Consider the following 19,919-nt stretch of genomic DNA (forward strand, 5'->3'; position numbering starts at 1 on the left):
AAGAATAACGGCCGCGCGCCCCCGGCATGAAACCGGCGGCACGGATTTGACCGGAATCACAGCCGATGCGACGCGAGGGGTGGTCCCGGGCTCGGGGCCACCCCTCACGGTCACTCAGCTGCTACCGGCCGCGATTACTTCTTCGCCAGCTCGGCGGCGTTCTTCTCGAGGTCCTCGATGCCACCGCACATGAAGAAGGCCTGCTCCGGGACGGAGTCGTACTTGCCGTCGGCGATCGAGTTGAAGGCCTCGATGGTCTCCGACAGCGGCACGGTCGAACCCTCGACACCGGTGAACTGCTTCGCCACGTAGGTGTTCTGCGAGAGGAAGCGCTCGATGCGACGGGCCCGGTGGACCGTGATCTTGTCCTCCTCCGACAGCTCGTCCATGCCGAGGATGGCGATGATGTCCTGGAGGTCCTTGTACTTCTGCAGGATCCCCTTGATACGGAGGGCCGTGTCGTAGTGGGTCTGCGCGATGTACCGCGGGTCGAGGATGCGGGACGTGGAGTCCAGCGGGTCGACGGCCGGGTAGATGCCCTTCTCCGAGATCGGGCGCGACAGAACGGTCGTCGCGTCCAGGTGGGCGAAGGTGGTGGCCGGGGCCGGGTCGGTCAGGTCGTCCGCGGGGACGTAGATCGCCTGCATCGAGGTGATCGAGTGACCGCGGGTCGAGGTGATGCGCTCCTGGAGGAGGCCCATCTCGTCGGCCAGGTTCGGCTGGTAGCCCACCGCGGAGGGCATGCGGCCGAGCAGGGTCGACACCTCGGAACCGGCCTGGGTGAACCGGAAGATGTTGTCGATGAAGAGGAGCACGTCCTGCTTCTCGACGTCACGGAAGTACTCCGCCATGGTCAGCGCGGAGAGCGCGACGCGCAGACGGGTGCCCGGCGGCTCGTCCATCTGGCCGAAGACCAGCGCGGTCTTGTCCAGAACGCCCGAGTCGACCATCTCGTCGATGAGGTCGTTGCCCTCACGGGTGCGCTCGCCGACGCCGGCGAACACCGACACACCACCGAAGTTCTCGGCGACGCGGTAGATCATCTCCTGGATCAGAACGGTCTTGCCGACACCGGCACCACCGAACAGACCGATCTTGCCACCCTGGACGTACGGGGTGAGGAGGTCGATGACCTTGATGCCGGTCTCGAACATCTCGGTCTTGGACTCGAGGTCCTTGAACTCCGGCGCCTTGCGGTGGATCGGCCAGCGGACCTCGACCTGCTGGTCGAACTCCTTCTGGTCCACGTTCAGCACGTCGCCGAGGGCGTTGAAGACCTTGCCCTTGGTGATCTGGCCGACGGGCACCGAGATGGCGGCACCGGTGTCGGTGACCTGGGTGCCACGGACCAGACCGTCGGTCGGCTGCATCGAGATGCCGCGGACCATGCCGTCGCCCAGGTGCTGGGCGACCTCGAGGGTCAGGGTCTTCTTGCCCGAGCCGTCGGGGTTCTCCACCTCGACGTGCAGGGCGTTGAACATGTTCGGAATGGCGTCGACGGGGAACTCCACGTCGACGACCGGGCCGATGACCCGCGCGACGCGGCCCGTCGCCGTGGTCGGCTCAACAGTGGTGGTCATTCTCATTCGCTCCCGCGGCTAGCGTCGGCGAGGGCGTTGGCACCGCCGACGATCTCGCTGATTTCCTGGGTGATCTCGGCCTGACGGGCCGAGTTGGCAAGCCGCGTGAGCGACTTGATGAGCTCGCCGGCGTTGTCCGTCGCGCTCTTCATCGCGCGGCGGCGGGCGGCGTGCTCGGAGGCGGCCGACTGCAGCAGCGCGTTGTAGATCCGGCTCTCGACGTACCGCGGCAGCAGCGCGTCGAGGACGCCCTCCGCCGACGGCTCGAAGTCGTACAGCGGGAAGATCTCGGCCTTGGCCGACGTCTGGTCGCTGAGCTGGACCTCGTCCAGCTTCAGCGGCAGCAGTCGGGCGTCCACCGCGTCCTGCGTCAGCATCGACACGAACTCGGTCGAGACCACGTGGAGTTCGTCCACGCCGCCGGTCTCGGCCGTGAAGGCCTCGATCAGCTCGCCCGCGACCGTCTTCGCGTCACCGTAGGTCGGCTTGTCCGAGAAGCCCGTCCACGAGTTCCCGACCGCCAGGTCACGGAAGGTGTAGTACGACAGACCCTTCCGACCGACGATGTAGGTCACCACGTCCTTGCCCTCGCCGCGCAGGCGCTCGGTGAGCGCCAGCGCCGCCTTGATGGCGTTGGACGAGTAACCGCCCGCCAGGCCGCGGTCCGCCGTGATCAGCAGGACGGCGGCACGCGTGGCGTTCGGGTTCTCGGTGGTGAGCGGGTGCTTGGCGTTGGACCGGGTGGCCACCGCCGTCACCGCCCGGGTGAGCTCATCGGCGTACGGAGCGGAGGCGGCCACCGCGCGCTGCGCCTTGCCGATGCGCGCCGCGGAGATCATCTCCATCGCCTTGGTGATCTTCTTCGTCGCGGTGACAGAGCGGATCCGGCGCTTGTAGACCCGAAGCTGTGCTCCCATGGGTCGTTACGTCCTTTCCCTCGCTACCGGACTCAGGCCTGCTCGGAGAGCAGCTTGCCGTCGGCGGTCTGGTACCCCTGCTTGAAGGCGTCGATGGCCGTGGTCAGCGCGTCGACGGTGCCCTCGGCGAGCAGACCGGTCTCGACGATGCCCGCGAGCAGGTCCTTGTGCTGGAGGCGCACGTGGTCCAGGAACTCGCGCTCGAAGCGGCGGATCTCGGCGACCGGGACGTCGTCCAGCTTGCCGGTGGTGCCGGCCCAGATGGAGACGACCTGCTCCTCGACCGGGAACGGCTGGTACTGGCCCTGCTTCAGCAGCTCGACCATGCGTGCACCACGCGCCAGCTGGGCCTTGGAGGCCGCGTCCAGGTCGGAACCGAAGCCGGCGAAGGCCTCCAGCTCACGGTACTGGGCGAGGTCCAGACGCAGACGGCCGGCGACCGAGCGCATGGCCTTGATCTGGGCGGAGCCACCGACGCGGGAGACCGAGATGCCGACGTTCACGGCCGGGCGGATGCCGGCGTTGAACAGGTCGGACTCCAGGAAGCACTGGCCGTCGGTGATGGAGATGACGTTGGTCGGGATGTACGCCGAGACGTCGTTGGCCTTGGTCTCGATGATCGGCAGACCGGTCATCGAGCCGCCGCCCAGGGCGTCGTTCAGCTTGGCGCAGCGCTCCAGCAGGCGGGAGTGCAGGTAGAAGACGTCGCCCGGGTAGGCCTCGCGGCCCGGCGGACGGCGCAGCAGCAGCGACACGGAGCGGTAGGCCTCGGCCTGCTTCGACAGGTCGTCAAAGATGATCAGGACGTGCTTGCCGTCGTACATCCACTCCTGGCCGATGGCCGAACCGGTGTACGGGGCGAGGTACTTGAAGCCGGCCGGGTCGGAGGCGGGAGCGGCCACGATGGTGGTGTACTCCAGCGCGCCGGCCTCCTCCAGGGCGCCGCGGACGGACGCGATGGTGGAGCCCTTCTGGCCCACGGCGACGTAGATGCAGCGGACCTGCTTCTCCGGGTCGCCCGAGCGCCAGTTGTCGCGCTGGTTGATGATCGTGTCGACGGCCACCGCGGTCTTGCCGGTCTGGCGGTCACCGATGATCAGCTGACGCTGGCCACGGCCGATCGGGGTCATCGAGTCGATGGCCTTGATGCCGGTCTGCAGCGGCTGCTTGACCGACTTGCGGGCCATGACGCCGGGGGCCTGCAGCTCCAGGGCACGACGGCCGGTGGAGGCGATGTCACCCAGACCGTCGATCGGGTTGCCCAGCGGGTCCACGACGCGGCCGAGGTAGCCGTCGCCGACCGGAACCGAGAGGACCTCGCCGGTGCGGCGCACGGTCTGGCCCTCTTCGATGCCACCGAACTCGCCGAGGATGACGACACCGATCTCGCGGGTGTCGAGGTTCAGCGCGAGGCCGAGCGTGCCGTCCTCGAACCTCAGCAGCTCGTTCGCCATGACCGAGGGCAGGCCCTCGACATGCGCGATGCCGTCCGCCGCGTCAGTGACCGTGCCGACCTCTTCCACAGAAGCGGCGTCCGGCTGGTACGACTGGACAAAGTCGGCCAGCGCGTCCCGGATCTCCTCCGGACGGATCGTAAGCTCCGCCATCAGGCTTCCCTGCTCTCCTAGTTTGCGATCCTCGGCCCGCCATTGAGGGCCGCAAGTATTCGACTCTCGGCCGGGTCTGCCGAACCGGCCGTCCGATGTGCCGGCTCCTTGGGGAGCCGGTTTCCCGACCGAGGGTCGGATGTGCTGCTGCTTCGGTGCTCAGCCTTCGAGCGACTGGCGAGCGCCTTCGAGGCGGCTCGACACGGTGCCGTCGATGATCTCGTCGCCGACCTGCACCCGGACACCGCCGACGACCTCGGGGTCGACGTCGATGTTCAGGTGGACCTGGCGGCCGTACATCCGGGCCAGAGCACCGGACAGGCGCTCCTTCTGGGTGTCCGACAGCGGCACCGCGGTGGTGACCAGGGCCACCACGCGGCCGCGGCGCGCGGCGGCGAGCTTCGAGTAGGACTCCAGGCCCTGCTCCAGGCTACGGCCACGCGGCGCGTTGACGATGGCCGTGACCAGCCGGACGGTGCCCGCGTGGGCGCGGCCGCCGAGCAGCTTGTTGATCAGCGCGGCCTTCGGGGCGATGCCGGCCTTCGGCTCGGTCAGCGCGGCGCGCAGCTCGTGCGAGCCGCTCACCACCCGGCTGAACCGGAACAGCTCGTCCTCGACGTCGTCCAGGGCGCCTGCCCTGTCCGCCGCGATGACCTCGGCGTACGCGGCCAGCTCCTCGGTCCCGTCCACCAGGTCGCGCGAGCCCGACCAGCGGGAGCGGACCAGACCGGAGACGAGGTCGACGGTCTCGCCGGAGACCTGACCGGTCAGCAGCGAGGAGACCAGCTGGGCCTTGTCCTGACCCGACCGGGACGGGTCGGTCAGGACACGGCGCAGCGACACCTCACGGTCCAGCACGGCCGTGACGGCGGTGAGCTCCTCGGCGAGCTTGGCCGCGTCCACCGAGGTGGAGTCGGTCAGGCTCTCCAGGTTCTGCCGGCCGGCGGCGAGGGCCTCGCGGCTGGCGCCGATCACTTGGCCGCACCCTGAGCAACGGCGGCCTTGGCCTCCAGCTCGTCCAGGAAACGGTCGATCACGCCGCTCTGCCGAGCGCTGTCCTCAAGGGACTCACCCACGATGCGGGAAGCCAGCTGGGAGGCCAGCGAACCCACGTCCTGGCGCAGGACGGCGGTCGCCTGCTTCTTGTCGGCCTCGATCTGCGCGTGGCCGGCGGCGACGATGGCCTCGCGCTGACGCTGGCCCTCCTCGCGCATCTCGGTGAGCTGGGCAGCGCCCTGCTCGCGAGCCTGCTCGACGATGCGGGCAGCCTCGTGACGCGCCTCGGCGAGCTCGGCGCGGTACTGCTCAAGCAGGGCCTGGGCCTCGGCCTGGGCGGCCTCGGCGCGCTCCATGCCGCCTTCGATGGCGTCCCGACGCTCCGACAGCACCTTCTCGATGCTGGGGAGGAGCTTCTTGCCGAGCAGGCCGAAGACGATGAAGAAGCAGAGCAGGCCGATGATGATCTCGGGCCACGCGGGCAGGAGAGGATTCATGATCTCCTCCGTCTCCGCAAGCTGAGCCACGACGCTCATATCTGGACCTTCCTCGAAGGGTCTACGCCGGGGATTACTTGGGGCCCTGGCCGAAGACGAACGGCATGACGATGCCGATGAGGGCGAGCGCCTCGGTCAGCGCGAAGCCGATGAACATGTTGGAGCGGATCAGGCCGGCAGCCTCGGGCTGGCGGGCCATCGCCTGCACACCGTTACCGAAGATGAGACCGACACCGATGCCGGGGCCGATCGCGGCGAGGCCGTAACCGATCGAAGCGACGGAACCGTAGACGCCGACCTCAGCGAGCATGCTCATTGCAGTGTGTCCTTTGCGGGGATGGTGTACCGGTGGTGATTGGCCACCGGGCGTTCCGGGAGTGGTTCAGGAGGGCCGGGGCCCCCTGGCTCAGTGCGCCTCTTCGAGGGCACCGGCGATGTAGCTGCTGGCGAGCATCACGAAGATGTAGGCCTGCAGGAACTGGACCAGCAGCTCGAAGGCGGTCAGGCCGACGGCGACGACGAACGAGGCCGAGCCGTAGAGCGCACCCAGGGTCGGGCTGAGCAGGTACCAGGAGGCAACGGAGAACATCACGACCAGCAGGTGGCCCGCGAACATGTTCGCGAAGGCTCGGACCGCGAGCGTGAAGGGGCGCACGAAGATGTTCGAGAAGAACTCGATCGGCACCAGGATGAACATGACCCAGCCGGGGATGCCCGAGGGCCAGCAGAGGTTCTTGAGACCGCCGACGAAGCCGTGCTTCTTGAAGGTCAGCGTCATGTAGGTGATCCACACGACCGCCGCGAGGCCGGCCGGGAACGCGATCGCCGCCGTCACGGGGAACTGTGCGAACGGGATGATCGACATGATGTTCATCAACCAGATGAAGAAGAACATCGAGACGAGCATCGGGACGTACTTCTCGCCCTTCTTGCCGATCGTCTCCAGCACGATGGAGCGCTTGACGAAGTCGTAGCCGATCTCGCCGACCAGCTGCAGCTTGCCGGGGACCAGGCGCGGCTTGGCGAAGGCGGCCCAGAAGAAGACGACGACCAGGAGCGCAACGATGACCGACAGCAGCATCGGCTTGTTGAACTCGATGCTGCCGATCGAGAAGATCGGCTTGAACTGGAACTCGTTCAGACCCGGGGCCGGGAAGCCGCAGCCAGCGTCCCCGAAGTGGCAACTGCCTGAGGCGAGGAACGTGAGCTGATCAGCACTCACCACGGACTCCTTCGTCGTGACGCATGGTTACGGCAACCTCGGTGTGTCGGCGTGGCCTGCGGCCACGGAGCGGCACTGAAACTTGATGGGTTTCTCGCGGATCCCGCGCGCCGGTGCGCCGCACCACAGCGGGATCATCGAAGACTGCGCGGATTCGGGGGGCGATCCGTCCGCTGTTCGGACAGACCTGGCCGCTTCCCGTACTCCGTTGTTGCGACGGACGATAGCAGTCCGTCAGTGCGGCATAAACACCGCCCCCCTCGTTGGGGGGACAGTCGGGCCTCGTCACTGTTGACGCCCCGAGTCGGAAGGCTTGTCACCCTTCTTTTCCGAGGCGTCGGGGTCGACGTAGAAGGTCTTGGCCTTCAGCGCGCCACGCACCTGGAACCCCGTCCAGATCAGCGCGCAGCCGAGCAGCGTGAAGGCGAAGGCCTGCCGGTTGAAGAGCCCGGTGTCCTTGAAGACGGCCAGGACGATGCCGACCAGCAGGATCTGCGTGGTGTACACCAGGAGCGCCGCGGCCATCATGATCTGCGGGTTCGACCTGGTCAGGCGGTCGAGCGCGACCTGGCCGGAACTGAAGAAGGCCATCACCAGCAGCGCGCCGAAGAGGGCGCCGAGCAGCCCCTTCCCGCCGGCGACGGCGAACGAGATCGCCATGGCGATGATCCCGGCGGCCGCAGTGGGAATCGCGGCGCCTCGGAGGATCCGGGCGTCGGTGGACGGCATGTCGGCAGCTCCGGCGGCATGTCGATGAGACGGGGGGACGGGGCACAGAAGGTGGTGGGTGACACCGGACCGAGAGGCCGCCGCCCGGGCCGCCCGCTGGAGCGGCGGGCCCGTCGAGGGAGACCGACCAGGGACGGAAGTCCTCCACCTGTCAGGTCTTTCGGCGTGTTCTCGGTACTCGTGAACGGTATCACAAACTATTTGATGAGAGCTTTACCATGAATGTGTGGCACCTGTCACACCGACGGCGCAACGGTACAGCCGAACGGGTGAGCCCATTTGACGGAACATCAACTGCCTTGCTAGCGGCGTCCGGTGGTCCGGCCGTGGTCGTCGAGCGCGGAGGCTCCCCGGTCGGCTTCACCGAGAAGTTGCTTGTCCTTTGCCGACAGTTCGGCCATGGGGGCGGGCGGACGGCGCCGGTAGCGCGGCGGGACGAAGGCCTGCACCGCCTTCGGCGCGCGCGGCCGGAACTGCGGCGTCAGCAGCACCACCAGGCCGACCAGGCAGAGCCCGGCGAGCGTCAGCACCACCGTGCGGCCGGTGTTGGTGACCGAGAAGGCCACCGTGCCGAAGGCGATCAGCGCGGCCCAGAAGTACATGATCAGGACCGCACGGCTGTGCGAGTGCCCGACCTGGAGCAGCCGGTGGTGCAGGTGGCGCTTGTCCGCGGCGAACGGCGACTGGCCGGCCCAGGTGCGGCGCACCACCGCGAGCAGCAGGTCCGCCAGCGGCAGCGCGATGACCGTCAGCGGCAGCAGCAGCGGGATGTAGATCGGCACCAGGGCGTGCACGGTCGCGGTCTGCGAACCGGTCTCGCTGCTGATCAGGTCCGGGTCGACGCGGCCGGTGATGGAGATCGCGGCCACGGCCAGCATCAGGCCCAGCATCATCGAGCCGGAGTCGCCCATGAAGATCCGCGCGGGGTGCATGTTGTGCGCCAGGAAGCCCAGGCACATGCCGATCAGCAGCACGCTGAACAGCACCGCGGGCGCCGCGTCGGTGATCGTGTAGCCGTACCAGAGCCGGTAGCTGTACAGGAAGAACGCCATCGCGGCGATGCAGACCATGCCGCCCGCCAGGCCGTCCAGGCCGTCGATGAAGTTCACCGCGTTGACCATGACGACGACCAGGGTGACCGAGATGACCATGCCCTGGGTGGGGCTCACCGCGACCGCGCCGACACCGGGCACCGGGAGGGTGATCACCGTGACGCCCTGCCAGACCATCACACCGGCGGCGATCATCTGGCCGCCGAGCTTCACCAGCGCGTCCACGCCCCACTTGTCGTCGAGCACCCCGAGCAGCCACATGATCCCGGCGCCGGACAGCAGCGCGCGGATGTCGGTGCCCTGCGAGAACACCTTGCTCAGGTTGTCCAGTTGCGAGGCGACCAGGATGCCCGCGCACAGCCCGCCGAACATGGCGATCCCGCCGAGCCGCGGCGTCGGCTCGCGGTGCACGTCCCGGGCGCGGACCGGCGGCATGGCGCCGGCCGCGATGGCGAACTTCCGGACCGGGCCGGTCAACAGGTAGGTGACGGCGGCGGTGCAGAACAGCACCAGCAGATACTCACGCACCACCGGCCTCCTGCGTCACTGTCCAACGGGGAGGTACCGAAGGTACTCCCCTGCGTTCCCGGGGTTCGAGGTGCGTCGCCACGCCCCACACCTTATTGAGTCGGACGCTCAAGGCACGCATCGCGGTTCGCTCTCCCGGGTAGGAGATCCGAATATCCGTCGACGACGCCCTCGTCACCGTCGGTCGGCGAAGGACAGGGCCAGCTCCCGGACCCGGTTCGCCACCCGCGCGCCCGTGCCCCCGGCGAGCGCCTGAGCGATCAGCCCGGCGAGCTCGGCGAGTTCCGCCTCGCCCATCCCCTGGCTGGTCACCGTGCCGGTGCCCAGCCGGATCCCGGAGGCCTCGGCCGCCGGAGCCGGGTCGAAGGGCAGCGCGCACTTGCCGAGCAGCAGTCCGGCCACGGCGCAGCGCCGCTCGGCCTCCGCGCCGGTGACGCCCAGCGGGCTCACGTCCGCCGTCACCAGGTGGGTGTCGGTGCCGCCGGTCAGCAGGCGCATCCCGGCCGCCGCGAGCCCTGTCGCCAGCACCCGCGCCCCGTCCACCGTCCGCTGCGCGTACGCCCGGTAGCCGGGCGTCGCCGCCTCGGCCAGTGCCACCGCCTTGCCGGCCACCTCGTTCATCGCCGCCCCGCCCTGGCTGAACGGGAACACCGCCCGGTCGATCCGCTCGGCCAGCTCCGCGGTGGACAGCAGCAGGCCCCCGCGCGGGCCGCGCAGCAGCTTGTGGGTGGCCGCCACGGTGACGTCCGCGTACGGCACCGGGGAGGGCGCCACGCCGGCCGCGACCAGGCCGGCGGTCTGGGCGACCGAGGCGATCAGGTAGGCGTCCACCTCGTCGGCGATCTCCCGGAAGGCGGCCCAGTCCGGGTGCCGGGGGTGCGAGATCGAGCCCGCCACGATCGCCTTCGGGCGGTGCTCGCGGGCCAGGTCGCGCACCTGGTCGAGGTCGATCAGGCCGTCGGCCTCGCGCACCCCGTACCCGGTGAAGGCGAACCAGCGGCCGGAGAAGTTCGCCCGCGAGCCGCAGCTGAGGTGGCCGCCGTGCTCCAGCGACATCGCCAGCACCCCGTCGCCGGGCCGCAGCAGCGCCGCGTACGCCGCCAGCATCGCCGAAGTCGCCGACCGGGGCTGGACGTTGGCGTGCGGGGCGGCGAACAGCTCACGGGCCCGGTCGATCGCCAGCAGCTCGGCGGCGTCCGCGAGGGCGCAGCCGGTGTGGTGCCGGCGGCCCGGGTAGCCCTCGGCGTACTTGTCGATCAGCGGCCCGCTCAGCGCCGCCAGGACGGCCGGGGAGGTCAGGTTCTCCCCCGCCAGCAGCTGGACCGTCTCGGCCCGCCGCTCGGCCTCGGCCGCCAGCAGGTCGGCCACCTGCGGATCGGCCCGGTGCAGTGCCTCGGAGGCCCACGGGCGCCCTCTGGTCGCGGTCGGGCCGGTCGGGGCGTCGGTGACGGTCATGGCGGGGCTCCGGGGCGGCGTGGGGGCGCCTCCCGGCGTGGGGGCCGGGAAGGGTGGGTTCCTCCAGCGTAGGACCGGCCGGGCCGGGCGGCTCGTCGGCGCGGGGCCATTCGGCGCTCGGCCGCCGCGGGCCGTCCCCTGGTCTCCGGGGGGGGCCGCCGGGGGGCCTCCGGGCCGCTCGCGGCGCGGGCGGTCAGCGCAGCGCGGGCACGCCGGTGAGCGCGGTGACCACCGGGTCGACCGCGTGGAATATCTCCTCGCCGCAGTTGCGGAACATGCCGATCGGGGCCCCGTACGGGTCGTCCAGTTCGTCGGACTCTGGGGTGGCGGCGAGCAGCCAGCCGCGCAGCGCGGCGGCCGCCCGGACCAGGGCGCGGGCGCGCTCGGTGACGTCGGCGCCGCGGCGCGGGTCGGGCAGGGTGCCCGGGTCGATCGTCCGCACCAGGCGGGTGAACTCCTTCAGGGTGAAGGTGCGCAGCCCCGCCTCGTGGCCCATCGAGATGACCTGGGCGCGGTGGTCCAGGGTCGCGGTGAGCACCAGGTCGGCCTCGACCACGTGCTCGTCCAGCAGCTCGCGGCCGGTGAAGCCGCCGCTGTCCGCGCCGTACTCGTCCAGGACGGTCACGGCGTGGTCCTCCATCGGCGCGCCCACGTGGCCCCAGGTGCCGGCGCTCTCCACCAGGATCCGACCGGCCACCCGGGGGCTGAGCCGGGTGTCCAGCTCACGCCGGGTGAGCCGCTCGGCGATCGGCGAGCGGCAGATGTTGCCGGTGCAGACGAACAGGATCCGGAAGTGGTCCAGCGGCCTGGGGCCCACACTCAGGTACGGCGCTATGCCGGGCCCGGCATGGAGCGAGGCGATGGGCGTCAACTGCCGGCCTCCAGGTCGGGGACGACCTCCCTCAGCTGCTCGACGCTGATCGCGCCCGCCCGCAGCAGGACCGGGACCTTGCCCGTGACGTCGACGATGGACGAGGCGGTCGCGTGGTCCGCCTGTCCGCCGTCCAGGTAGACCGAGATGGCGTCGCCGAGCTGCGCCTGCGCCTCGTCGCAGGTGGCCGGGGACGGGCCACCGGTCTTGTTGGCGCTGGAGACGGCCAGCGGGCCGGTGGCGTTCAGCAGCTCGATGGCGACCGGGTGCAGCGGCATCCGGACGGCGACGGTGCCGCGGGTCTCGCCCAGGTCCCAGCGCAGCGAGGGCTGGTGCTTGGCGACCAGGGTGAGCCCGCCCGGCCAGAACGCGTCGACCAGCTCCCAGGCCTGCTCGGAGAAGTCGGTGACCAGGCCGTGCAGGGTGGTCGGCGAGCCGACCAGCACGGGCGAGGGCATGTTGCGGCCGCGGCCCTTGGCGGCCAGCAGGTCGCCGACGGCCTCCGGCGAGAAGGCGTCCGCGCCGACCCCGTACAGGGTGTCGGTGGGCAGCACGACGAGTTCGCCCCGGCGAATGGCCGAGGCGGCCTCGCGCAGGCCGGTGGCGCGGTCCCCGGCGTCGGCACAGTCGTAACGGCGGCTCATCGGTGCGGTCCCCTTCCGGAATGGCTCATCACAGCGTTCACAGCACGGTCTTCACGGCGCGGCCGGGCGAGCGGCGCGGCCGCGGCCCGGCTGGTCACAACGACGCCCTGCGGGCTGTCGTGAAGCGCGGTCGGTTGTTCAGGTCGCGGTGGTCGGCGGTGTCCGTCCAGCCGCGTTCCTCGTTGAAGATCCACGGGACCTGCCCGCCCTGCTGGTCGGCGTGCTCGATCACCACCGCGCCGCCGGGGCGCAGCAGCCGGGCGGCCACCCGCTCGATGCCGCGGATGGTGTCCAGGCCGTCCTCGCCGGAGAACAGCGACATCTGCGGGTCGTGGTCGCGGGCCTCCGGGGCGACGTACTCCCACTCGGTGAGCGGGATGTACGGCGGGTTGGAGATCACCAGGTCGAAGCGGCCGTCCCAGGAGCGGTCGTCGGCGAAGGCCCGGGTGGCGTCACCGGCGTGCAGGGTGACCCGGGCGCGGTCGGGGCTGGCCTCGATGTTGCGCCGGGTGTACTGCAGCGCGCCCTCGTCGAGTTCGAAGGCGTGCACGGTCGAGCGCGGCAGCTCCTGGGCCAGGGCGAGCGCGATGGCGCCGGAGCCGGAGCACAGGTCGACGACCAGCGGCTCGGCCACGTCCATGTCGCGGACGGCGTCTATGGCCCACTCGACGACCGTCTCGGTCTCCGGCCGGGGCACGAACACCCCGGGGCCGACCTCCAGTTCGAGGTAGCGGAAGAACGCCCGCCCGGTGATGTGCTGGAGCGGTTCGCGCGCCTCGCGGCGGGAGACGGCCTCCCAGTAGCGGGCGTCGAAGTCGGCGTCCTTCACCGAGTGCAGCTGGCTGCGCTTGACGTTGTGGACGTAGGCGGCGAGTTCCTCCGCGTCGAAGCGCGGCGACGGCACGCCGGCCGCGGCCAACCGCTGGGTGGCCTGGGCCACCTCGGCGAGCAGCAGGTTCATCCGTACGACCTCTTGTTTCTGCGCTCCGGCTCGCGCCGTCGCTCGGGCTGGGGCGCGCCGGTCTCAGTTCTGTTGGGCCGAGGCGAGCTTGGCCGCCGCGTCCGCGTCGACGCAGGACTGGATCACCGCGTTCAGTTCGCCGTCCAGGACCTGGTCCAGGTTGTACGACTTGAACCCCGTGCGGTGGTCCGAGATGCGGTTCTCCGGGTAGTTGTACGTCCGGATCCGCTCGGAGCGGTCCACCGTACGGACCTGGCTGCGACGCGCGTCCGAGGCCTCGCGCTCGGCCTCCTCCTGCGCGGCGGCCAACAGGCGCGACCGCAGGATGCGCATCGCCTGCTCCTTGTTCTGCAGCTGGCTCTTCTCGTTCTGGCAGGACGCCACGATACCGGTCGGCAGGTGGGTGATCCGGACCGCGGAGTCGGTGGTGTTGACCGACTGGCCGCCGGGGCCGGACGAACGGTAGACGTCGATCCGCAGGTCGTTGGCGACGATCTCGACCTCGACCTCCTCCGCCTCGGGGGTGACCAGCACGCCCGCCGCGGAGGTGTGGATGCGGCCCTGGGACTCGGTGGCGGGGACGCGCTGCACGCGGTGCACGCCGCCCTCGTACTTCAGCCGGGCCCAGACGCCCTGCCCGGCCTCGGCGTTGCCCTTGGTCTTCACGGCCACCGAGACGTCCTTGTAGCCGCCGAGGTCGGACTCGTTGGCGTCGATGATCTCGGTCTTCCAGCCGATCCGCTCGGCGAAGCGCAGGTACATCCGGAGCAGGTCGCCGGCGAACAGCGCGGACTCCTCGCCGCCCTCACCCGCCTTGATCTCCAGGATGACGTCCTTGTCGTCGCTCGGGTCGCGCGGCACGAGCAGCAGCCGCAGCTCCTCGGTCAGCCCCTCGCGGCGCTGCTCGCCCTCCTTCACCTCGGCGAGGAACTCCGGTTCCTCGGCGGCGAGTTCGCGCGCGGCCTCGATGTCCTCGCCGGCCTGTCGCCACTGCCGGTAGACCCGGGTGATCGGGGTCAGCTCGGCGTACCGCTTGGCCAGCTTGCGAGCGTTGGCCTGGTCGGCGTGGACGGACGGGTCGGCCAGCCTCTTCTCGAGGTCGGCGTGCTCGACGAGGAGCTCTTCGACTGCCTCGAACATGGAGTGGGCCTTCTTCCCGTGAGAACCGTTGGGAGCCGGTGGGAACCGGCCGGTGGTGCGAACCGCTGGAGGGGGTGCTGGGGGGATGCGAACGGCGCCGGCCCCCAGCGCCCCCGGAACGAGTACGGGGGCACCGGGAACCGGCGCCGTGGGAGCGCTAGGCCTTCGCGCTGTGCTGCTTGCCGAAGCGGGCCTCGAAGCGGGCCACGCGGCCACCGGTGTCGAGGATCTTCTGCTTGCCGGTGTAGAACGGGTGGCACTGCGAGCAGACCTCGGCGCGGATCTCGCCACTGGCCTCGGTCGAGCGGGTCGTGAACTCGGCACCGCAGGTGCAGGTCACACGGGTGACCACGTACTGGGGGTGAACGTTGGGCTTCAAGGGGTTCTCCTAGGTTCGGGAGGGCACCGGGTCGGCGGCGGGAGCGCCGCACGTGAACCGGGACCGACGGACCAGTCTGCCAGGACCGGCCGCATCTTCCCAAACCGGGTCGTGTTCCGGGATATTCCGGGCGCAGCTCAGCGCCGGGCGGGAGCCTTCGCCGGGGCCGTGGGGGCGGCCGTGGGGGCGGCCTGGGCGGGGTTCTCGGGCTGCGCCGAGACGATCGCCTGCGGGACCGGCTGGTCGGCCTTGAGGGCCGCCCAGAGCTGGTCCGCCTGCGGCTGCTGCTCGACCACCCGGTTGGGGTCGCTGGGCGCGGTCACCACCGGCAGGGTCACCATGCCGAGCTGGTCCGGCCCGATCCCCTTGAGCTCCTGGACGAGCCCCACCAGGGCGTTCACCGAGCCCAGCGCGGAGTCGGTGGTGATGCTGCGGGTCATGGTGTCGCCGACCGACCAGAGCTTGACCGGGTTGGAGAACAGCCCGATCCCGCCGGCCTGCTGGAGCAGCGACTTCACCATCTGCTTCTGGAGTTCGATCCGGCCGAGGTCGCTGCCGTCGCCGACGCCGTGCCGGGTGCGGACGAAGGCCAGCGACTGCTGTCCGTCGAGGTGGTGCTCGCCCGGTGCCAGGTCGAGCCCGCTGTCCTTGTCGTGGATGGCCACCGTGGTGCTCACGGTGGCCCCGCCTATCGCGTCCACGACGCGGGCGAAGCCGGCGAAGTCGATCTGCACGTAGTGGTCCATCCGCAGCCCGGTGAGCTGCTCGGTGGTCTTGACCGCGCAGGCCGCGCCGCCGGCCTCGAAGGCGCTGTTGTACATCGCGCGCTTGGCGCCGGCCACCGCCTTGCCGCCGGCGTCGGTGCAGTCGGGCCGGGTGACCAGGGTGTCGCGCGGGATCGAGACGACCTCGGCGTGCGAGTGGTCCTGGTTGACGTGCAGCACCATCGCGGTGTCCGAGCGGGCGGTGTCGCCGGTGTCGCCGCCGGCCAGGTCGCCGTTCTCGCCGTTGCGCGAGTCGGAGCCCAGCACCAGGACGTTGAACGAGCCGTCGGTGGCGGCCGGCGGGCGGGCGTCGCCGAGGCGGGCGTTGATGTCGACGCTCTTGATGTTGCCGTTGAGTTTGACGTACGCGTAGCCGGCCGCTCCGGCGCCGAGGACGACGAGCGCGGCGAACGCGCAGGCGGCCGCCCGCAGGATCTTGCGGCGGCGGGTCAGGACCCTCTTGTGCTCGGCCATACGGTCCAGAGTAAAACGGACAAGATGATCAAAAAGCCTCAAGATGTCCCAACTCTGGAACAAAGCCGGGTGGACGCACCGAACCCCGGACCGCTCGCGCGGTCCGGGGTTCGGTGGGCGACAACCGTCCGGCTACGGTCAGTCGTTGGAGCCGGGGGTGGTCTTGGCGATCTGCATCAGGAACTCGGCGTTGCTCTTGGTCTGCTTCATCTTGTCCAGGAGCAGCTCGATCGCCTGCTGCGAGTCGAGCGCGTGCAGCACCCGGCGCAGCTTCCAGACGATGGCCAACTCCTCGCTGCCGAGCAGGATCTCCTCCTTGCGGGTGCTGGAGGCGTCCACGTCGACGGCCGGGAAGATGCGCTTGTCCGAGAGCTTGCGGTCGAGCTTGAGCTCCATGTTGCCGGTGCCCTTGAACTCCTCGAAGATCACCTCGTCCATGCGCGAGCCGGTCTCGACCAGCGCGGTGGCCAGGATGGTCAGCGAGCCGCCGTTCTCGATGTTGCGCGCGGCGCCGAAGAACTTCTTCGGCGGGTACAGCGCGGTCGAGTCGACACCACCGGACAGGATGCGGCCGGAGGCCGGCGCCGCCAGGTTGTAGGCGCGGCCGAGGCGGGTGATCGAGTCCAGCAGGATGACCACGTCGTGGCCCAGCTCCACCAGGCGCTTGGCGCGCTCGATGGCCAGCTCGGCGACGGTGGTGTGGTCCTCGGCCGGGCGGTCGAAGGTCGAGGAGATGACCTCGCCCTTCACCGACCGCTGCATGTCGGTGACCTCTTCCGGACGCTCGTCGACCAGGACGACCATCAGGTGGCACTCGGGGTTGTTGTGGGTGATCGCGTTGGCGACCGCCTGCAGCACCATCGTCTTGCCGGTCTTCGGCGGCGCGACGATCAGACCGCGCTGGCCCTTGCCGATCGGCGACACCAGGTCGATGATCCGGGTGGTCAGGATGCCCGCCTCGGTCTCCAGGCGCAGCCGGTCCTGCGGGTAGAGCGGGGTGAGCTTGTTGAACTCGGGGCGGCCGCGACCGCTCTCCGGGTCCATGCCGTTGACGGAGTCCAGCCGCACCATGGCGTTGAACTTCTCGCGGCGCTCGCCGTCCTTGGGCTGGCGCACCGCGCCGGTGATGGCATCGCCCTTGCGCAGGCCGTTCTTGCGGACCTGGGCGAGCGAGACGTAGACGTCGTTCTGGCCCGGCAGGTAGCCGGAGGTGCGCACGAACGCGTAGTTGTCGAGGATGTCGAGGATGCCCGCGACCGGGATCAGGACGTCGTCCTCGCCGACCTGCGGCTCGGCGGGGCCGGCCTCGAAGCCCTCGCGGCGGGCGCCACGGCCCCGGCGGTCGCGGTAGCGGCCACGGCGGCCACGGCGGCCGTCACCGAACTCGTCGTCGTCGTAGCCGCCCTGCTGGATCTGCGGCTGCTGGGTCTGCTGGCCGCCCTGGCGGGCCTGCTGGCCGTCGCCCTGAGCGGCCTGCTGCTGGCCGCCGCCCTGCTGGGGCTGGCGGTCGGTGCGCTCGCGGCGGTTGCGGCGGTCGCGGCGCGACTCGCGGGAGTCGCCGTCCTGGGCCTCGCCGCCGTCCTGGCGCTCGGCGCGCTCGGGGCGCTCCGCCCGCTCCGGGCGGTCGCTGCGGTCCCGGCGGTCCCGGCGGTCGCGACGGGTCTCGGTGCGGCCCTCCTCGCGGCCCTCGAAGGCGCGGGTCTCGGCCTGGCGGGTCTCGGCCTGCTTGGGCTCGGCCACGACGACGGCGGCGTCGGCCGTGACGTCGGCGGTCGGGGCGCCGGCGGCCGAGGTGGCGCGGCGGCGGGTGCGCTCGGCACGGGCGGGCGCGGCGGTCTCGGCGGCGGCCTGGACCGGGATCTCGATCTGGGCCTGCGACTCGGCGGCGGCCGGGGCCGCGGCGGCCGCAGCGGCGGCGGCCTTGGTGCGACGGGCCGGCTTCTCGGCCGGCGCCTCGGCGGCGTCCGCCTTGGCGGCGGTGCGCTTGGTGGCGGCGGCCGGAGCACCACCGGCGGCGAGCAGCGGGTCTCCGCCGCTCTTCTCCTTGATGGTCTCGATCAGCTGGCTCTTGCGCATGCGTCCGGTACCGGTGATGCCCAGGTCCCCGGCGAGCTTCTGCAGCTCGGCCAGGACCATGCCGTCCAGGCCAGCGGCGGCGGTACGGCGGCGCCGCGCCGGGGTCGCGGGGGCGGCGGCTGCGTCCGACGCCTCGGCGTCCTGGCGCGCGCCCATCAGATCGGTGGAGTCGCTCACTAAGGGTCCTTCCCTGGAGCGGACGTCGGCCTGTCTGGCTCGGCGACCGGTTGTGCTGTCCTGACCGACGCTCGACTGCGTCGGTCCGAGGCGGTGATCCCCCGAAAGGCGGAAGCCGGTCGAGGGAGAGCTGCGAGGTGCGGTGCGTGAAGCACGGTGGTGCTGAGTGGCGCGGCGGGCCGGTCGGTCGTGTGCCGACCGGGCGTACCCCCACGCTTGCCTGCGAATCCCGGGCCCCCGTCGCGTGACGGTGGACCGCGCTCCGCCCGTCCTGGCCTCAAGGTGGGAGGCCGCGAGTGGGAGTCAGGTGCCGTCACGGCTTCGGGATGCGGCCGCGTGTCGCGCAGGCAGGCTGCGTACGCGCTGCGGTGGGCTCCCGGAGAATCGTCGCCCCGTGCATCGCCGCGACTCCACGGCAGTGGAGTGCTGGGATCGGGACGCGGCGCACCGAGCCCCGGAGGGCACCTGGTGCAGCAATGAGGTTAACACTACCGACCCCCTCAGACATTCCCCAGCCTTGCGCTTGCCAATCGTGTCCGGACGGCCCGGCTCGGCAGGTGGCCGGGCCGGGCCGGACGAGCAGCCCGGACGGGCCGTTCAGCCGTCCAGCGGGAGCACGGTGGCCCCGATCCGGTCGAGCTCCAGGCGGTGCGCGGCGAACGCCGGGTCGCCGCCGTGGCCGTGGTGCCCGGCGAAGGAGAGCACCTTGTCGGCGCCCGCCTCGTCGGTGAGCGCGAGGACGGTCGGGCCGGCCCCGGAGATCACCGCGGGGACGCCCTCCGCGCGCAGCGCGCCCACCAGGGCGGCGCTGTCGGGCATGGCGGAGGAGCGGTAGTCCTGGTGCAGGCGGTCCTCGGTGGCGGCGAGCAGCAGCTCGGGCCGCCTGGTCAGCGCCTCGACCAGCAGCGCGGCGCGGCCGGCGTTGACGGCGGCGTCGGTCAGCGGGACGGTCTTCGGCAGCAGGCCGCGGGCGGTCTCGGTGAGCACCTCGTCGGCGGGGACGAACACCACCGGGACGACCTGGTCGGAGGGCTCCAGGCTGACCGCCTTGGCCGACTCCTCGTCCGTCCAGGCGATGGTGAAGTTGCCGCGCAGGCAGGCCGCGACGTTGTCGGGGTGGCCCTCCAGCTCGGAGGCGAGGGCCAGCAGCGCGTCGTCGTCCAGCGCGGACGGGCCGCCGATGGTGACCGCGCGGGCGGCCACGATGCCGGCGCAGATCGCGGCCGAGGAGGAGCCGAGGCCGCGGCCGTGCGGTATCCGGTTGGCACAGACCACTTCGAGGCCGCGCGGCTGGCCGCCGAGGCGGTCGAAGGCGGCGCGCATCGAGCGGACCAGCAGGTGGCGCTCGTCGCGGGGCAGCGTCTCGGCGCCCTCGCCGGCGATGTCGATGGAGAGCCCGGAGTCGGCGACCCGGACGACCACGTCGTCGTACAGGCCCAGCGCGAGGCCGAAGGCGTCGAAGCCCGGGCCGAGGTTGGCGCTGGTCGCGGGAACCCGGACCCGGACGGCGGCGGCACGGAACGCGGGACCGGCCATGCGGTGGACTCTCCTGGGGAAATCGGGCGGCGCGGATCGCGTCGTCGGTGCGAAGGCGGGGAATGGACCGCAGGCCCCGGCGGGGCGGGCGGTCACGGTCGTTGGCGCGGCCTGGAGAAGGCCGGACCCGGGGCATGTGCCACACGGCCGAACCCAGAGTATCGAAGAGAGGTTCCCCAGTGGTACACCCCGTGGTCCTCCGATCTGGTGTGTTGCCGCTTCTGGCCGGAATGCGTACCGGAATCGGATCGGAATGCGCGGCGTAATTGACACAAAAGTGTCACCGGAGAACATCGACGGGCCGACCCCCGAAA

General features: G+C 70.9%; 18 protein-coding genes. All 18 read right to left on the bottom strand.

Annotated elements, in window-relative coordinates:
- Positions 1-134: 134 nt before the first annotated feature.
- The 18 genes from atpD to thrB all read right to left on the bottom strand — a co-directional run bounded on the left by atpD (position 135) and on the right by thrB (position 19,605).
- Positions 135-1,580 carry a F0F1 ATP synthase subunit beta gene (gene atpD, locus A6F73_RS12070; RefSeq protein ID WP_063347800.1) on the bottom strand — a complete coding sequence of 482 codons (1,446 nt, stop codon included), beginning with the start codon at positions 1,578-1,580 and terminating at the stop codon, positions 135-137.
- Between the two features lie 2 nt (positions 1,581-1,582).
- Complete coding sequence (locus A6F73_RS12075; protein ID WP_063347801.1) at positions 1,583-2,497, bottom strand: F0F1 ATP synthase subunit gamma; 915 nt, start codon at positions 2,495-2,497, stop codon at positions 1,583-1,585.
- A gap of 32 nt (positions 2,498-2,529) precedes the next feature.
- Complete coding sequence (atpA, locus tag A6F73_RS12080; RefSeq protein WP_063347802.1) at positions 2,530-4,104, bottom strand: F0F1 ATP synthase subunit alpha; 1,575 nt, start codon at positions 4,102-4,104, stop codon at positions 2,530-2,532.
- Positions 4,105-4,263: 159 nt separating this feature from the next.
- Complete coding sequence (locus A6F73_RS12085; RefSeq protein ID WP_063347803.1) at positions 4,264-5,079, bottom strand: F0F1 ATP synthase subunit delta; 816 nt, start codon at positions 5,077-5,079, stop codon at positions 4,264-4,266.
- Positions 5,076-5,636 carry a F0F1 ATP synthase subunit B gene (locus A6F73_RS12090; RefSeq protein WP_063347804.1) on the bottom strand — a complete coding sequence of 187 codons (561 nt, stop codon included), beginning with the start codon at positions 5,634-5,636 and terminating at the stop codon, positions 5,076-5,078. Before A6F73_RS12090 ends, A6F73_RS12085 begins: the two co-directional genes overlap by 4 nt.
- Before the next feature lie 34 nt (positions 5,637-5,670).
- The gene (gene atpE, locus A6F73_RS12095; RefSeq protein WP_030302757.1) at positions 5,671-5,913 is read right to left on the bottom strand and encodes an ATP synthase F0 subunit C; all 243 of its coding nucleotides are present in this window, start codon (positions 5,911-5,913) and stop codon (positions 5,671-5,673) included.
- Positions 5,914-6,003: 90 nt separating this feature from the next.
- Complete coding sequence (gene atpB / locus A6F73_RS12100) at positions 6,004-6,819, bottom strand: F0F1 ATP synthase subunit A (RefSeq protein ID WP_063347805.1); 816 nt, start codon at positions 6,817-6,819, stop codon at positions 6,004-6,006.
- Positions 6,820-7,104: 285 nt separating this feature from the next.
- Complete coding sequence (locus A6F73_RS12105; RefSeq protein WP_063347806.1) at positions 7,105-7,548, bottom strand: hypothetical protein; 444 nt, start codon at positions 7,546-7,548, stop codon at positions 7,105-7,107.
- Positions 7,549-7,850: 302 nt separating this feature from the next.
- Positions 7,851-9,128 carry an MraY family glycosyltransferase gene (locus A6F73_RS12110; RefSeq protein WP_063347807.1) on the bottom strand — a complete coding sequence of 426 codons (1,278 nt, stop codon included), beginning with the start codon at positions 9,126-9,128 and terminating at the stop codon, positions 7,851-7,853.
- Positions 9,129-9,302: 174 nt separating this feature from the next.
- Entirely contained in the window at positions 9,303-10,583 is a 1,281-nt protein-coding gene (locus A6F73_RS12115; protein WP_063347808.1) for a serine hydroxymethyltransferase, read from the bottom strand.
- 193 nt (positions 10,584-10,776) lie between these two features.
- Entirely contained in the window at positions 10,777-11,418 is a 642-nt protein-coding gene (locus A6F73_RS12120; protein ID WP_063351136.1) for a protein-tyrosine-phosphatase, read from the bottom strand.
- Positions 11,419-11,450: 32 nt separating this feature from the next.
- A complete protein-coding gene (locus tag A6F73_RS12125; protein ID WP_063347809.1) occupies positions 11,451-12,098 on the bottom strand; it encodes an L-threonylcarbamoyladenylate synthase in 648 nt (215 codons plus the stop codon).
- 94 nt (positions 12,099-12,192) lie between these two features.
- The gene (gene prmC, locus A6F73_RS12130; protein WP_063347810.1) at positions 12,193-13,059 is read right to left on the bottom strand and encodes a peptide chain release factor N(5)-glutamine methyltransferase; all 867 of its coding nucleotides are present in this window, start codon (positions 13,057-13,059) and stop codon (positions 12,193-12,195) included.
- Between the two features lie 63 nt (positions 13,060-13,122).
- On the bottom strand, positions 13,123-14,199 hold the full coding sequence (prfA, locus tag A6F73_RS12135) for a peptide chain release factor 1 (RefSeq protein WP_063347811.1): 1,077 nt from the start codon (positions 14,197-14,199) through the stop codon (positions 13,123-13,125).
- A gap of 157 nt (positions 14,200-14,356) precedes the next feature.
- Positions 14,357-14,578, bottom strand: coding sequence for a 50S ribosomal protein L31 (gene rpmE, locus A6F73_RS12140; protein WP_063347812.1), 222 nt, complete (start codon positions 14,576-14,578; stop codon positions 14,357-14,359).
- A 137-nt stretch (positions 14,579-14,715) separates the two neighbouring features.
- The gene (locus tag A6F73_RS12145) at positions 14,716-15,816 is read right to left on the bottom strand and encodes an LCP family protein (protein WP_063347813.1); all 1,101 of its coding nucleotides are present in this window, start codon (positions 15,814-15,816) and stop codon (positions 14,716-14,718) included.
- A gap of 138 nt (positions 15,817-15,954) precedes the next feature.
- Entirely contained in the window at positions 15,955-18,069 is a 2,115-nt protein-coding gene (rho, locus tag A6F73_RS12150; protein ID WP_063347814.1) for a transcription termination factor Rho, read from the bottom strand.
- 597 nt (positions 18,070-18,666) lie between these two features.
- A complete protein-coding gene (thrB, locus tag A6F73_RS12155) occupies positions 18,667-19,605 on the bottom strand; it encodes a homoserine kinase (RefSeq protein ID WP_063347815.1) in 939 nt (312 codons plus the stop codon).
- Between the last annotated feature and the right edge of the window lie 314 nt (positions 19,606-19,919).

Source organism: Streptomyces sp. MJM8645, assembly GCF_001625365.1.
Lineage (GTDB): Bacteria > Actinomycetota > Actinomycetes > Streptomycetales > Streptomycetaceae > Kitasatospora.

Excerpts from the sequence above, each read along its gene's own strand:
- atpD (WP_063347800.1), bottom strand. The coding sequence starts at position 1,580 with ATGACCACCACTGTTGAGCCGACCACGGCGACGGGCCGCGTCGCGCGG.
- A6F73_RS12075 (WP_063347801.1), bottom strand. The coding sequence starts at position 2,497 with ATGGGAGCACAGCTTCGGGTCTACAAGCGCCGGATCCGCTCTGTCACC.
- atpA (WP_063347802.1), bottom strand. The coding sequence starts at position 4,104 with ATGGCGGAGCTTACGATCCGTCCGGAGGAGATCCGGGACGCGCTGGCC.
- A6F73_RS12090 (WP_063347804.1), bottom strand. The coding sequence starts at position 5,636 with ATGAGCGTCGTGGCTCAGCTTGCGGAGACGGAGGAGATCATGAATCCT.
- atpE (WP_030302757.1), bottom strand. The coding sequence starts at position 5,913 with ATGAGCATGCTCGCTGAGGTCGGCGTCTACGGTTCCGTCGCTTCGATC.
- A6F73_RS12105 (WP_063347806.1), bottom strand. The coding sequence starts at position 7,548 with ATGCCGTCCACCGACGCCCGGATCCTCCGAGGCGCCGCGATTCCCACT.
- A6F73_RS12115 (WP_063347808.1), bottom strand. The coding sequence starts at position 10,583 with ATGACCGTCACCGACGCCCCGACCGGCCCGACCGCGACCAGAGGGCGC.
- A6F73_RS12125 (WP_063347809.1), bottom strand. The coding sequence starts at position 12,098 with ATGAGCCGCCGTTACGACTGTGCCGACGCCGGGGACCGCGCCACCGGC.
- prmC (WP_063347810.1), bottom strand. The coding sequence starts at position 13,059 with ATGAACCTGCTGCTCGCCGAGGTGGCCCAGGCCACCCAGCGGTTGGCC.
- prfA (WP_063347811.1), bottom strand. The coding sequence starts at position 14,199 with ATGTTCGAGGCAGTCGAAGAGCTCCTCGTCGAGCACGCCGACCTCGAG.
- A6F73_RS12145 (WP_063347813.1), bottom strand. The coding sequence starts at position 15,816 with ATGGCCGAGCACAAGAGGGTCCTGACCCGCCGCCGCAAGATCCTGCGG.
- thrB (WP_063347815.1), bottom strand. The coding sequence starts at position 19,605 with ATGGCCGGTCCCGCGTTCCGTGCCGCCGCCGTCCGGGTCCGGGTTCCC.